General features: G+C 45.1%; 10 protein-coding genes. 7 read left to right on the top strand and 3 right to left on the bottom strand.

What is annotated here, in order from left to right; translation table 11 throughout:
• Nucleotides 1-27 precede the first annotated feature (27 nt).
• The 4 genes from K9J17_01675 to K9J17_01660 all read left to right on the top strand — a co-directional run bounded on the left by K9J17_01675 (nt 28) and on the right by K9J17_01660 (nt 4601).
• A complete protein-coding gene (locus K9J17_01675; protein ID MCF8275416.1) occupies nt 28-2220 on the top strand; it encodes a tail fiber domain-containing protein in 2193 nt (730 codons plus the stop codon).
• Nucleotides 2221-2334: 114 nt separating this feature from the next.
• Nucleotides 2335-2925, top strand: a complete 591-nt coding sequence (locus K9J17_01670) for an HD domain-containing protein (GenBank protein ID MCF8275415.1) — start codon at nt 2335-2337, stop codon at nt 2923-2925.
• 57 nt (nt 2926-2982) lie between these two features.
• Complete coding sequence (locus K9J17_01665) at nt 2983-3843, top strand: universal stress protein (GenBank protein MCF8275414.1); 861 nt, start codon at nt 2983-2985, stop codon at nt 3841-3843.
• Nucleotides 3843-4601: a hypothetical protein gene (locus tag K9J17_01660; GenBank protein MCF8275413.1), complete on the top strand. Its 759-nt coding sequence runs from the start codon at nt 3843-3845 to the stop codon at nt 4599-4601. The genes K9J17_01665 and K9J17_01660 overlap by 1 nt, the downstream gene beginning before the upstream one ends.
• Before the next feature lie 91 nt (nt 4602-4692).
• Here the strand turns inward: K9J17_01660 and K9J17_01655 are convergent, their stop codons facing one another.
• Nucleotides 4693-8631 carry a T9SS type A sorting domain-containing protein gene (locus K9J17_01655; GenBank protein MCF8275412.1) on the bottom strand — a complete coding sequence of 1313 codons (3939 nt, stop codon included), beginning with the start codon at nt 8629-8631 and terminating at the stop codon, nt 4693-4695.
• Nucleotides 8632-8823: 192 nt separating this feature from the next.
• Between K9J17_01655 and K9J17_01650 the strand changes: the two genes are divergently transcribed.
• Entirely contained in the window at nt 8824-10218 is a 1395-nt protein-coding gene (locus K9J17_01650) for a hypothetical protein (protein ID MCF8275411.1), read from the top strand.
• A gap of 52 nt (nt 10219-10270) precedes the next feature.
• Here the strand turns inward: K9J17_01650 and K9J17_01645 are convergent, their stop codons facing one another.
• The gene (locus K9J17_01645; protein MCF8275410.1) at nt 10271-10624 is read right to left on the bottom strand and encodes a LytTR family transcriptional regulator; all 354 of its coding nucleotides are present in this window, start codon (nt 10622-10624) and stop codon (nt 10271-10273) included.
• Nucleotides 10625-10864: 240 nt separating this feature from the next.
• Here K9J17_01645 and K9J17_01640 point away from each other — a divergent pair, with 240 nt between their 5' ends.
• On the top strand, nt 10865-12925 hold the full coding sequence (locus K9J17_01640) for a hypothetical protein (GenBank protein MCF8275409.1): 2061 nt from the start codon (nt 10865-10867) through the stop codon (nt 12923-12925).
• 5 nt (nt 12926-12930) lie between these two features.
• Here the strand turns inward: K9J17_01640 and K9J17_01635 are convergent, their stop codons facing one another.
• Nucleotides 12931-13761, bottom strand: coding sequence for a lysophospholipase (locus K9J17_01635; protein MCF8275408.1), 831 nt, complete (start codon nt 13759-13761; stop codon nt 12931-12933).
• A 75-nt stretch (nt 13762-13836) separates the two neighbouring features.
• Between K9J17_01635 and K9J17_01630 the strand changes: the two genes are divergently transcribed.
• Complete coding sequence (locus tag K9J17_01630; GenBank protein MCF8275407.1) at nt 13837-14841, top strand: endonuclease/exonuclease/phosphatase family protein; 1005 nt, start codon at nt 13837-13839, stop codon at nt 14839-14841.
• Nucleotides 14842-14847: the final 6 nt, after the last annotated feature.

Here is a 14847-nt window from a genome sequence, read left to right as displayed (position 1 = left end):
TTTTAAACTGTATTTAAAGAAATGACCATGAAAATAGTTCGTTTACTTGTAGGGGTTTTGTTAATGTCTCCGATTGTCTCCATTGCACAGAATGTTGGTGTTGATGAAAGTAACCCAGCGCAGAAATTGGACGTGAAAGGTGCAATTCGCTTGCAAAACCAAAATAATTCAGTTGGAGTAGCGGGTTCCATTCGTTGGAACGGAACAACATTGCAATATCATGATGGTTTGAATTGGATTTCTTTATCATCTACTGCTGGAACCGTTACCTCAGTTTCCGTAACTACTGCCAATGGGGTTTCTGGAACAGTAACAAACCCGACCTCCACTCCAGCCATCTCTCTGTCTCTTGGTGCAATTACTCCTTCAAGTATTGCTGCTACCGGGAACATCTCCACCACTGGGAATGTTTCTGCTACTGGAACGCTAAGCGGGTTCAACTTCTCAGGGTCTAGTATTGGGACGAATACTGGGGATCAAACCATTACTCTTACTGGCCCTGTTACGGGGAGTGGCACTGGTTCATTTGCCACCACAATTACAAATGGCGCTGTGACGTATAGTAAAATTCAAGACATTGGCGCTACGCGCATCTTGGGTAATCCAACAGGTTTAGCAGCAGCTCCATCAGAGATTTCTTTGGGCACGGGTCTTTCTTTCAGCGGAACAACTCTTACTGCAACTGGATTCACTGGTAACCTTGCTGGAGATGTTGCTGGACCGCAAGGAGCTACTGTTATTCAGGATAATAGTGTTGATGGCACTGATATTGCCCTTGGTTCCGATGCATCAGGGGACATCATATATTATAACGGTGCCGATTATGCGCGTTTAGGTGTTGGTAGTGCTGGACAGGTGTTAAAGGTTTCTGGAGGTGTGCCTTCTTGGGGCTCGGATGCAAATACAGTTACTGGAGTTACTGCACCTATCACACTGAGTGCTGGAAATATTGGAATTGTGGGGCAAGGAAGTGCAACGACAGTTCTTCATGGAGGGGCTGGTAATGCTTCATTCAGTGCAGTTGTAACGAATGATGTGGCAGACAACGCGATAACGTACGCCAAAATGCAAGATTTGGTAACTCCAGGTTTGATTGGGGCAACAGCAGTTGGAACCCCACAGACAATAGGATTGGGAACTGGACTTGCCTTCAGCGGCAGTAACTTAACAGTCACAGGAGTTGTAACTTCTTTGGCTGTGGACAATGGTCTTACTCAAGGAGGTACAGCATCAGTTCCAACCATTAAGCTTGGAGGCCCACTAACTCAGACCACGACTACAATCACACAAGATGGCGCTGAAACATTCGTTATTGCCAACGCGAGTACTGCTAGTACTGTAATTGACCTTCAAAGCACTGGTGATTTTGAGGTAAAGGACAATGGCGCAGTGCTGTCCGCGTTAATTGTTAAAGATGACGGAAAAGTGGGTGTAGGAACCAATGTTCCATCTCAAGCCTTGCAGGTGCAGGTTAGTAACAACGGGTTTAATCTGCCATTGTATCTTAGAAATAAAAACGGTACGCAAACTGGAGTAAATGGAGTTGGAATCGGATTCAATAGTGAAAGTGGCGTCACTGACCAAATTAAAGCAGCCATTTACCACGAAAGAACGGGTAACTATGGAGTCGGAAAATTACATTTCTTGATGAACAATGTTGGAGATGCGACTAGCGTTTCTGGAGCCCAGATTACTTCGAACCAAGTGGCACTAACCATACAACCTGATGGTAACGTTGGAATTGGAGAGGTTTCTCCTGGGTATAAGTTGCAAATTAATGGAAAGGTGAAGTCGACAGGTATCAATGAAACCTCTGACCTGCGGTTGAAAAAGGACATCAATGGAATTGAAAATGCATCTGAACTTGTTGCGGCACTGAATGGGGTTACTTATCACTGGAGAAAAGATGAATTCCCTAAAATGGGCTTCGATGATAAACTGCAGTATGGACTTATTGCACAGGAAGTCGAAAAAGTCGTGCCTGAGCTGGTTGGTACCGATTCAGAAGGATGGAAGTCTATTGAATATTCTCATTTGGTTCCAATACTATTGGAAGCCCTTAAAGAACAAAGCGAAGAAATTGAACAACTTAAAGAAGGACAAACTGCTTGCAAAAATGAAGTAGGAACCCTTCGTGCAGAGGTTGAAATAATGATGAATGTTTTTGAAGCTAAGCTTGATGCGGTTTCGAATCAAGGAACATCCCTAACTGCAGAGTAGGAATCGTTCACGTATAATTATTTGAAATAGTTTGAAAGGCCCGAAAGGGCCTTTCGTATTTTAAGTACAGTCGTTGGAATCAGAAAAATGCTTAATTGTTACTTTTAGGGCCCGATGGATTATAAAGGCGCAACGAAACATATATTAGATCGACTCGAACAGGAACTTCCTGCGCACCTAACCTATCATGGACATCACCATACAATTGACGTGATGGAAGCCACTGAGCGAATCGGAAGGTCGGAAGGATTGAATGAGGTCGATTTGCGCTTGGCATTGGTTGCTGCTGCATATCATGATTGTGGTTTTCTTTATGGGCATAAGGACCATGAGCTCAAAGGTTGCGAAATTGCCAGAGAACTTTTGCCGCAATTTGGATTTACATCTGAAGAGGTCGATCAGATCTGTAGAATGATCATGGCAACCAAAGTTCCTCAAGAACCGAAGGATCAACTGTCGCAAATTCTTTGCGATGCTGATCTAGATTACCTTGGTAGGGAAGACTTTGAGGCTATTGCCACCAATTTGTTTCATGAGTTGCGAGAGTTGAAAATTGTCGAAACGATTGAATCGTGGAATAGAATTCAGTTAAGCTTTTTAGCACAACACTCCTATCACACTAACTATGGGAAGGAATACAGGCAACTATCCAAACAAATGCACTTGGAGAGAATTAGGTCAATTGTGAGTACTTATGACAATTGACCTGCTCTCTCGAACACAAATAATCTACCTTAGCACACCCTTAACAATTGATTTAAAATGGCCGAAAAGAACCCTTTCATTCTTGTTCCTACTGACTTTACTTCAACAGCAGATACCGCTATTAATCACGCAGCTAAACTTGCTTCAGTAACTGGAGATGAGATCCGCCTGTTACACGTGGTCAATAAAGACACAAAGTCGAAATTGAAAAAGGCGGGAGAATCGCTTGATGACCTGAATGCTAAGATGGACGCTCAAGTGCAACAGGTCAAATCAACGTATAACGTTAAAGCCGATTCTCATTTGAGGGAAGGTTCAATTTTCACCACCATAGGTGAAGTTGCTGAAGAAATAGGGGCGAAGCTTATAGTGATGGGAACCCATGGCGTGATAGGTATGCAGCACATTACGGGAGCTTGGGCAGTGAAAGTGATTACCTCTTCACCTGTTCCAGTAATTGTTGTTCAGAAAAAGAATATTGCTGACCATGGTTACAAGACAATTGTTTTTCCAATTGATTCAAGCCGAGAAACAAAGCAAAAGGTTATCCACACCATTAGTATTGCCAAAGATTTCGGTTCAATGGTTCATCTATTTGCAAGTCATGAGACGGATGAGTTTCTGATCAATGCGCGGAACAACAACATCGCTTGGGCAGAGAACATGTTCAAAAAAAATGGGGTTGAATATAAATTGGCCCAAGCTGATGGCAACCATGCTAAGCAAACAATCAAATATGCCTCCCAAGTTGGAGCAGACCTCATCACGATCCTCACAGATGATAGCGATGTAAGTGTTTCTGGTTTCGTGTTGGGGCCAGATCACGAGAAGGTGATAAACAATGATGCGCAAATAGCCACAATGTGTGTTAATCCTGTTGCTAATCTGTACAACATAGGGAACGTTCTTTTCTTGTAATGCGGAGCGCTGAAGGATCAAACAGAATTATTGATTGGGTCAGCCTATTTGTCCTTTTGATCTTCGTTTCTGCGGTGCTGTCTTCTTGTGAAGAGACTTGCTATGACGGAGCGTTGAACAATGGTGAGGAAGGAATTGATTGTGGAGGGCCATGTGTTCCGTGCGACACAACGGTTGGAACCTGTTTTGATGGAATTTTGAATCAAGGAGAAACAGGAATTGATTGTGGAGGACCGTGTAATGCCTGTATAACCGACACATCTGTTCTGAATCCTCAGTTTATCTGTGATGGAAATGGTAGTAGCTCTTATTTCCCACTTAGCATTGGAAGCTATTGGATATATGCGATGCCTTCGAACCAGTGGTTCCAGCTAGAGGTGGTCGAAGAGACCACCTTGAACAATGGACAAGATTACTTCCACATGGTCACTACAGGTGCTTTTGGTACTATCCACGATTATTATCGGGAGGCTAATGGACAGGTTTTCCGTTGGAACTCTGCATTAAGTGCAGAGGAAGTTTACATTCCCTCGAATCCAACCGTGGGACAACAATGGTCGACCGCTACAACCGATTCCATCGTTATCGATGACATGGCCGCAACCTTCAATTCTCCGAATGGATGTCAATATGGAGAACTTTTGCAGGTTACGTCCTATTCCGCAGGAACTGGATCAACCAGCTATTATAAGCAAGGTCTGGGTCTTGTAAGACTCGCAAGTGTATCTGCTTATCTAGATAGCGTGGTGATCTTTTAGTTCAATCAGGCTAACCACCACAACCTTATTGACCTGTACGTAAAAGGGCCGCTGAAAAGCGGCCCTTCAACTACTACACAAAGTTGAAATTCTACGACTGAATCAACCTCAATTTTCTGGTCACAATACCATTCTCTGATTTTATTCGAATAAAATAAACGCCCGAGTTCAACTCAGTAAGGTCTAGTTGCACTCTGTCGGAACCTTGGAAAGAAATGCTGGTCATTTCCTGTCCTAATGTGTTCACAACCGTTATTGAACCAGTTCCTTTCAAACCGGTCACGTTCAATATATCGGTGGCAGGATTTGGATATACCATTACGTTGGCCAACTGTTGTTCTTCCATCCCAACTTTATTCGGGTCTATTACAACCGTATCTGGAATTGTAGATAGATCAATCAACGTTTCGGAAGCGGTAAGCGCAACAACCCCATCAATGCCAAATACTACACTATGAACTCCAGACAGGTTGTCGGTTGTCACGATCCGAGCATGAACAATTGGTCCAAAACCTTGGAAATTCTGAAGTGTATTTCGCGTAACCGCAAAATCAATTGCGCCATTGATGAATTGATTCTTTTGGAATGTAAGAACATCAGAACCTACAGTTCCTAAAACACAATTATCGAAGTCAATTGAAAGACCATTTTGTGAAAGCTTTGACTCATCAAATGTTAGTGTGAAAGCCACACCATGTAAGCTATCTATTGGCTGCAATGCTGTTCCTAAATGAACCACGATGTCAATTGCCTGCTCTAAGCCAATGGTGTCTGGCGTGGCCTCAACCCAAATTGGTGGATTTCCTGATGCTGAAACGCCCTCAAACTTGTTATGTGTGTTCAAGTAATTGAAATCGATGGCCAATGTATCATCAAAATTGATGATGCCATTTCCATCACAATCGGCATGTTTCAGGTTCACGTTATTCACCGCAAAGTTGAAGGTCCAATCTGGGCAAGGCTGACCGACCCAGTTCAGGGTTGCGGCAGGACGATTTGGTCCGGTTTGGTTGAATGCCAAACCGAGATAAAGGGCATCCGAGTTGGTCACAATCCCATCGCTGTTGGCATCACCAGGCCAAACATCATCATTCTGCGCAGCACAATCGTCAACCACAAATGAATGTATCACCGTATTGCAGCCTGAGTAATAGGTAAAGCAGATATAGGTTCCAATGGCATCGGCCAGCAGCTCATTGTCGAAATTCTGTACCTGACCAGTGTTTCCGAACTCATCCGTGTATGACCAATTGTAAACCAGAGAACCAGGATTAACCACGAGCAAAACACTATCTCCACACAATTGTAAGGTGTCGTTGATAGCGGTATTGGCATACACGTACATCGAATCAACTGCTGTGCAGCCCGTTTGCGTATCTTCTAAATGAACTTCAACCCAACCATCAGTTGTAACTGTCATTGTTGGAAAAGGAGCTGTTGGACTATTCATTGCTGCTTGAGGGTACCATTGGTAGATGTAGCCTCCGCTTCCTCCCGAAATAGTGTGGTTTAGCTGAAGCATTCCATTGCACGCAACCGTGTCTTCAGTTAACTCAATTGTCACACCCGAATTGACCGTAAGTGTTTGCGATGACGTGCTGACGCAGCCACTTAAATGATACGCGGTCATCGTGACCGTATAAACCCCGCCTGTGAAAAAATGTGTTTCACCAACACCATCATCTGTGTAGGTCGATCCGTCACCGTAGTTCCAAACAACGCTATCTACAGGATGACTGAAATTCTGACCCGCAAAATCGTAAAGCGAACCACATTGCTGAGGGTTAGAAACAGCAATGAAGTCGCTATAACATACGGTAGGACAGAGAATGACTTCGAACGTATGTTGAACACTTAAACAACCGGAACTGTATGTGAAACACGTGTATGTTCCCAAGCCAACGGCCTCTAATTGGTTGGTCTGTTCTGGAATTTGAGTAGTGTTTCCAAACTCGTCTGTATATGTCCAGTTGTAAATCAAGCTTCCAGGGTCAACTTCCAACGTGACGGTAGGAACGCACATCTCAATGGTTTGGTTGATCTGCTGATTGGCATATACGTAAACAGAATCGTAGGCTGTACAGCCTGTGTACGTGTCGGTCACTTCCACCGTAACCCATTGGTTCTGCGTTACTGAAATGACAGCGCTTGGCGTAGTGTTTCCAGAAATTGGCCAATAATAAGCGTACTGACCTCCGCCTCCCGTTGCAGTAGCACTGACAAATAATTGTCCTGCGCAAGCAACGGTATCTCCAACATTGATTTGAACGTCAATGTCTGTAAGAAGGATGATGGAATAGCTAGTTGTGCTTACGCACCCACCAGTATGATAGGCAGTGAGCTGAACGATGTAAGAACCTCCTGAATAAAACTGGGGAGGAATTCCACTGCCATTATCAAAAACCACATCGCCATTTCCAAGATCCCAAATGGCACTGTCTATCGGAGAAGAATAGGTGGCATTCAAATCAACAGAAGCCCAGCAGTACTGATAATTGAAACCATCATTGGAAATGGTTGCTGAACATGCAGTTGAACATTCTTCTACAGTTATCTGACTTGTAATGGCTCCACATCCCGGAAACTGACCATAGAACACATATTGACCAGGCGTATCTATCCAGCCATAATATTGTTGCTGATCAAATGAAATCGGGGCTAAATTGTAGAAGCTTGCCCCCGGCCCAAGGCTGAAGAACACACTATCGTTGCAGAGTTGGAGTGTCTCGTTATGTGCCACATACGAGCTAACGGTTACCGAATCGTAGGCAAAGCAGCCCGTCACGTTATCCGTTACGTAGGCGTAATAAATTTCATTATGCACGCCTTCGACATAAAAAATGGACTGCGTTGGGTCGGAAAAAACACCTTGTGTCGGAGTCCACGAATAGCTATAATCGCCAGAGCCGCCGATCGGGAAAACCTCCATATAGGCAGCTTCTTGACAAGCAACCGTATCGCTTGACATGGTAAGAGACACACCATTGTTGGAGGTAAAAGTTTGCGAAGAAACTGCAGTACAGCCATCGGAATTGACGGTTGTCAGCGAAACCTCGTATGTACCTGTGGTGAAAACGTGAAATGGGTTCGGGAAACTGGAAGTAGTTCCGTCTCCAAAATCCCACGACCAAGAAGTTATTTGTGCTGTTCCCGTTGATACGAATGAATAAATATCACCGCACTGATCAGTAGTAACCGTTTGCGCAAACGCATTAAAGCAGGTGGGCGGACATGCCTCGACAGTCACCAAACTCGTCAATGCACCACAATCCGGAAAATCGGCATACATGAAATACTGTCCCGGCTCGGAGGCCGTGATTGATTGCTGCGAGGTGGGATAGTTGAGAGAAAAATTATTTCCTGCCGTATCCGTCCAACTCAACCACTGATAAGAATTCGCTCCTGGACCAAGGTCTATGATTGCCGAACCACTGCAAAGATCAAGTGTATCGAACAAAGGATTCTGTTGCGTTACCGTTATTGTGTCTGAGCTAATGCAACCCGTAACAGCATCGATCACATCAACAATAAACCATTGGTTGTAGACATTCTGAGTGATCAACGTACTTGCACTTGTCGGATTTTCAAGAAGCCCTGCAGGCGTCCATTGTACAGAATATGGGTTTGTAGCGGTCACGTTTGCAGATAGAACCGCCTGTTCCTGACACAAAAGCAGATCAGCACCAGCATCAACCTGAAGGATGTTTCCATCAACGGTGAATGTGGTCAGATCCGTTGCAACACAACCTTGATCGGTAGTGATTCCAACGTATGCTTGATACGTGCCTGGCTCCAAGTTGAGCATGACGGAACTTCCGTTGCTCACCAATTGTCCATCGATGTAATAGCTCCATTCTTGAACCGGATCGGAAGCTGTTGCAGCAATAGCAACCTGAGAGAAACAAGTGCTTGGATTTTGCGTGACGAAAATGTTAACCGTGCATTGAGCAGCAGCTTCATTCAGCGTTCCTATTCCGATGGCGAGCATCAGGATCATTCCACTGATTCCCTTAAATACTCGCTGTGTCATTTCCATGGGTTTGGTCTTTAGACGGTTTCACGTTCCAAATGTATCGTTACCACCTCCGATAAAAAACCACATTATTTTCTATTTGTCGGACTGATAAATGTGCTGATTATTTTGACCTATCGATATTTATAATAGCAATGTGGTTTATTTAACACGTATAAATGTGGATGTTTGTCGGACTAATATTTCTACATGATAAGCTTAGAGCTGATTGAAAAGCTTTCAACCGCTGAATTGGAAGAGGCGAAACGATTTGTTCGGTTCCGATTTCCGCGAATGCGCGAAGACGTTTTACGTGGAATTGACGCGCTCCGAAAGCACCATGAGAATGCGCTGTCGCGGGAAGATATTCATGCGCGGCTTTATCCTAATGTTCCGTTCAATGACAAAGGCATACGCTATCTTCTCACGGACATCAACAAGGTCATTTACGAGTATTTGAGTTACAAACAGCTGACGAAGCAGGCTCGGAAACAACAATTGCTGCTGTTGCACGAATTGTCGGAACGGAAATGTATTAGGGCATTTGAGAAAACCTACAATCAGGAATTGAATCGCATAGAAGATTCTGCTCATATCGATTCAGAAGCGCTTCATTATCGCCACGAGTTACATTCGCTGAAAGCCAAGGAAGAATTGGTCTCTGGAAAACGTTCTTCAGACGTTTTCGAGGAAAGCTCGCTCTATCTCGACCTTTATTTCGTGGCCAAGAAACTGCAGATAAGTGCCGAAAAGATCAACCTGAACTTCATCTTAAAAAAGGAATGGAACGACCCTTTCCTGAAAACCATTCTGAACCAGGTGGATGCCGGACTTTTTGATGATAGTTCGTATATCAAATTGTATCGTCTCATCATTCGGAGTTTGACCGAGCCTGATAACGAAACGGTTTTTGACGAGCTGAAAAATGAGGTGCCAAAGCTGATCGGGCGTTTATCCAGCGCAGAACTTTCCGACCTCTACCAGTATCTGCTCAACTACTGTATTCGCAGAATAAATGCCGGAAGATTGGTTTTTCAGAATGAGCTGCTGGCGGTTTACCAAAAGGCCTTGGAGCATGGCGCCCTATTCAGCAACGGAAACATATCGCAATGGGATTTTAAGAACGTGGTTACCATTGCGCTTCGGACCGGGAATTTGGATTATGCCCGCGAGTTCATTCATGGCCACAAACAGTTTCTGCCACTTTCGCAACGGACCAATGCCCTGGCCTACAATTTGGCCAACCTTCATTTCTACGAGCGCAACTTCCGCGCAGCAATCAGTCAGTTGCAAAAAGTGGATCTGGATGATGTGTTCTACCGGTTGGATGCGCGCTCCATTTTGCTCAAATCATATTATGAATTGGATGATTCGGATGCGCTGTTCTATCACGCTACGGCATTTCGCTCATTCCTAAACCGGAATAGAACCATTTCTGACCAGCAACGGAAATTGTATCTCAATCTGATCAAGCACACGCTTTCCCTTTCGCGTGCAGATGGCCAAAAGGCAAACATCCAGGCCATTGCTGACGGGGTAAAAAAAGACCCGAAGGTGGCCGACCTGAGCTGGTTAGAAGGAAAACTGCTCGAGTTTGGACCATAAAAAAAGCCGTGCTCCCCAGCACGGCTTTCCAACCTACAACCCATGAAACCACCTACGCGGCATTCAAAGAAGCCTTAAAGTCTTTTTTATATGCTCTGCCAATTGGCACACTGAAACGCATTTCGCTATCTCTTATTTCGATGGTGCTGCCCTTAACGGCCGACACCTTATCCATGTTTACGATAAAAGACCGATGAGACCGTACAAATACATCTTCTGGAAGACTGCTTACCATTTCTTTCATGGTAGAAAGTGTGATGTATTTTCCGGTAGTGGTCTTAATGATCACGTAGTCACTAAGCGCCTTAATAAAGAGAATGTCATCAAGGTTTACTGGCACCAACTGATAATTTGCCTTGATCAGGATTCTTTCTTTTCCGCTTCCGCTGTTCGTATCTGTTCTCATCTTCTTAACCTTTAAATTGATCGTTTGCGTTTTTGACGCTGACCTGGTTGTTTCCTGTTTGGTTGGAGTATTACCGATTTCGTCCCTTGGAAGTTTCCACTTTTAGACGAATTTGAGCTATTTAGCGACCAATCGACAAACGGACCGCCCATGTGGACTTCCTAAAAACCAGCGGATTGGCATTTTATTAACTTTGCAAGCCCAATTTTAGGGTAGATAACAAATAGCATAGTATTGCGTTTGGCGAACATTCCGGATTCTTTGGGTAAACACGCATCCATACTGCTTTTCATCCTGCTCAGCTTGGCATCATATGCGCAAGAGGGCAAGCTCGTTCTTAATGGAAACGTTACGAAGGAAGGAGCAATACTGCCCGAAGCCGAGATCAAGATATTCAAGATAGATGGCGGATTGAAGTATTCTTACGCCAATAACGTAGGGAAATTTGTTGCCACGCTGGAGTTGAATACCGAGTATGTGGTAAGCGTTTCGGAGAAAGGCTATGCCACGCGAACCATTACGGTGGTAACGAAAGTTCCTGATGGATCAACGGGAGAATATGCACAGAACGTTACGCTCGATCTGCAGCGTATGCGACAGGATTATAAAGGAAACACGGTCAGAGAGGAAACTGCTGGAGGCGTGATGTTTGATGAAGGCGCACGCGCATTTGTAAGCGTTACCCGCGACATCAGCCGTATTGAGGAAGAAAAGGCCGCGGCTGCCGAAGCTGCCAAACGAAGAGAAGAGGCACGCGCCAAAGCAATGGCAGCTGCTAGAGAAAAAGCCATAATCGATTCGATTGCCCGTGCCCGCGAACGGTTTATTGCCGACTCCATTGCCAACTGGCAACGATTGCAAGATTCTTTGATCATAGCGAAAGAGCAGAACCGTCTCGATTCGATAGCAGCAGTAGAGGCGCATTTGGCCAAAATGAAAGCCAAGCTTGCCAAGCAGCGCGAAGACGAGATGAGCAGCGAAGCAGCCAAATTGGAGGAATTGGCAAAAGCCGAACGCGAAAGGAAACGATCGGCTGCATTAGAAGCGGCCAAGGCAGATTCCTTGAAGAACGTGCAACTTTCGGCTCAAGAAGCGTTGGCCGCTGCCGATAAAGCGAAGAAAGACTCGATTGCGGAGGCTAAGCGATTGAAAGAATTGAGCGAGAAGGCGAAAATGGATTCCATTGCAGCCTTGCGCGAATCAGAAAAATTAGCCCTTCAACAGGAAAAAGAAGCTGAACGTTTAAGGAAACTGGCAGAGAAAGATTCGCTTTTAGCGTCAAAAGAAGCAGAACGGCTAGAGCGCGAAAGGCAACTGGCATTGTCTGCTGCTAAGAATCAAGCAGCGCGAGACTCCATCAATGCGGCTAAAGAAACCGAACGATTGGCAGCTGAACTTGCTAAGCAATTGGAAGAACAACGCAAAAAGGCCGAGGCCGATTCTCTGGCGGCCTTGAAAGAAGCAGAACGCCTGGAGCGGGAGCAACAATTGGCGCTGGCAGCGGCAAAAAACCAAGCCGCCCGAGATTCCATCAACGCTGCTAAAGAGGCGGAACGTGTAGCAGCTGAACTCGCGAAGCAATTGGAAGATCAGCGTAAAAAGGCGGAGGCAGACTCGTTGGCAGCAGTGAAAGAAGCAGAAAGGATTGAGCGAGAACGTTTAGCTGCGCTTGAAGCGGCAAAACGTCAGGCAGAGAAAGATTCCATTGATGCAGCAAAAGAAGCGGCTAGAGTGGCAGCAGAGCTGGCCAAGGAATTGGAACGAGTGCGTAAACAAGCGGTAGCAGATTCTCTTGCTTCAGTTAAAGAAGCAGAGCGCTTGGCCGCTCAGGCAGCGCTATTGGCAGAAGAAGCGAAAAAGAAAGCCGTACTTGACTCTATTGCCGAAGTAACACGCTTGGCACAGCTTGCCGAACAAGCACGGGCAGATTCCATTGTTCAAGCCAAAGAAGCCGCCCGTATTGAGCGACTACGACAACAAGAAGAGGCTGTAAGGCAGGAAAAGGAGCGTGCAGATTCCATTGTGGCAGCGAAAGAGGCCGCCAAACAGGCAGAAATTGCCAGAGTCCGAGAACAACGCAAGGAGAATACACTGACCATTACCACTGAAAAGAAAGGTGGAGATGTGATCACCATTGCCGTTGTCGACATCTATGGAGTGAAGACCACCTACAAGAAGATTGCCCATAGTTGGGGCGATGTGTTCTATTACAAGGGCGAGGCCATCATTACAGATGGACTTTATAAGACGGAGCTTGAAAACGCCCGAAGGGAAGTGAATCCGGAAAACGTAAAGGAATAAATCGACTATTTTGAATGAGCAGTGATCCAATCAAGGATCATTTTGAAAAGCTCTTCACGTTCTGGTTCGTTGTGAGATTCGTGGTAAAAACCATCCAGCGACTTGAATGTAACATCACCGGTTACTTGTTCTGAAAACAGTTTCGAAGCATCGTGCGAGGTCAATTTATCTGCTGTTCCGTGATACAGTAAAAGGGGTGTTTTCAATTCGGCTGCGTGTTCCAAAGCCCACAATCCTTGGTCGTGAACGCCAATAAAAAAAGCGGTGCTGATCTTGTCGTGTACTAAGGGATCATTCACATAACGCTGCACTTCTTTCGGGTCTTTCGATATGGCTGTCACATCCAATTTGCTTGACTGAACCAAACCAGGCAGAATGCCACTTACCAACTTGGCCAACTTTACTTGAATGGCCGGTGGATCAAAGGCCAATTTCAACCACGGAGCCGAAACAATGGCGCCATTTATCTTCGGGTTTCTTTTGATCAGGTAATTGAGCAGCACGTTTCCGCCCATGCTATGACCGAACAGAAAAGTCGGTTTTGCAGGAACCAATTCCACCATTTTGGCCGAAAGTTCCCCAACGCAACCTAAAAGCATATCATAACTCGAAACGTGTCCGCGTTTTCCACCCGTTTTTCCATGTCCGATCTGATCGTAAGCAACAACCGAAATTCCTGCAGCATTCAATGCATCGATCAAATAGTTGTATCGCGAAGCATGCTCGCCCATACCGTGAATGATTCCAACAACCGCTTTGGGTTGATCCACCAACCACGATTGTCCAAAAACGGTGATGCCTGTTTTTGATTTCCAAGTGTATTCGTTGTGCTGCATTGTGTCCGATTTGTGTCCAAATATAGGGTAAACCATCGCGGTTGATTCTTCTATCTTTGGTCGAACGCATAGACCATGAAAAAAGCCCTGAAGTTCATAGTACCGATTATTCTCATCCCAGTTATTTGGGTAGGAGGCAATCTTATTTATGGAACCCTTACCGATTTTCAACCACCAAAAGAAGAAGTGGTGCAAATTGAGGCAGTTAATGCACAGCGGCCAGACAGTATTCTTACGCTGCTCGATTGGAACGTAGGTTACTGCGGATTAGGCGAAGAGAGCGATTTCTTTTACGATGGAGGAACCACCGTTCGAATGGACGAGAGCACAGTTCAAAAGAATTTGAATGGAGTGATGAACACGCTCAAGTATTACGATGAGGTCGACATTATCATGCTACAGGAAGTAGACACGCTTTCTAAACGAAGCTGGCGCCTGAATGAGTACACGGACATTGCTCAAATTCTGCCCGATCACAACGCTTCATTCTGTTTGAACTACAACGTCAATTTTGTGCCGATTCCGTTCTTAGAACCAATGGGAAAAGTGATGGGCGGTTTGGCTACCTACAATCGGTTTACGGTCACAAGTTCCACTCGTCATCAATTTCCTTCCAGCTATTCTTGGCCAAATAGAATTTACTTTTTAGATCGATGTTTCATGGTTCAGCGAATGCCATACAACAATGCTGAAGTGGTCATCATCAACACGCACAATTCTGCTTATGATGATGGTTCGTTGAAGAAAGCGGAGATGGATTTCTTGAAGGAGTTCCTAGTGGCTGAAGAAGAAAAAGGAAACTACATCATTGTGGGCGGAGATTGGAATCAGCACGCTCCAGGAACGGGCGACCGTCAAGTGCCGAATGACTTTATTGAAGGTTGGAATTGGGCTTTCGATACGTCATTTCCAACCAACCGCGACCTGAAAGCCGCATATGTGAAAGGCGAAACCGAAACGCAGGTCATCGATTTCTATCTGTGCAGCCCGAACATTTCAGTTGAAGAAGTGAAGGTCATCAATCTCGATTTCAAATTCTCAGATCATCAACCAGTATATCTCAAAGTCAAATTACTTTGAGCTTTC

Source organism: Flavobacteriales bacterium, from assembly GCA_021739695.1.
Lineage (GTDB): Bacteria > Bacteroidota > Bacteroidia > UBA10329 > UBA10329 > UBA10329.
Note: the sequence above shows the minus strand (reverse complement) of the source record. Positions and strands in the feature narration are given on the sequence as shown.

What these genes read in the sequence shown, in the direction of transcription:
- K9J17_01630 (MCF8275407.1), top strand. Translation starts at nt 13,837, where the DNA reads ATGAAAAAAGCCCTGAAGTTCATAGTACCGATTATTCTCATCCCAGTT.
- K9J17_01670 (MCF8275415.1), top strand. Translation starts at nt 2,335, where the DNA reads ATGGATTATAAAGGCGCAACGAAACATATATTAGATCGACTCGAACAG.
- K9J17_01645 (MCF8275410.1), bottom strand. Translation starts at nt 10,624, where the DNA reads ATGAGAACAGATACGAACAGCGGAAGCGGAAAAGAAAGAATCCTGATC.
- K9J17_01665 (MCF8275414.1), top strand. Translation starts at nt 2,983, where the DNA reads ATGGCCGAAAAGAACCCTTTCATTCTTGTTCCTACTGACTTTACTTCA.
- K9J17_01660 (MCF8275413.1), top strand. Translation starts at nt 3,843, where the DNA reads ATGCGGAGCGCTGAAGGATCAAACAGAATTATTGATTGGGTCAGCCTA.
- K9J17_01650 (MCF8275411.1), top strand. Translation starts at nt 8,824, where the DNA reads ATGATAAGCTTAGAGCTGATTGAAAAGCTTTCAACCGCTGAATTGGAA.
- K9J17_01655 (MCF8275412.1), bottom strand. Translation starts at nt 8,631, where the DNA reads ATGACACAGCGAGTATTTAAGGGAATCAGTGGAATGATCCTGATGCTC.
- K9J17_01675 (MCF8275416.1), top strand. Translation starts at nt 28, where the DNA reads ATGAAAATAGTTCGTTTACTTGTAGGGGTTTTGTTAATGTCTCCGATT.
- K9J17_01635 (MCF8275408.1), bottom strand. Translation starts at nt 13,761, where the DNA reads ATGCAGCACAACGAATACACTTGGAAATCAAAAACAGGCATCACCGTT.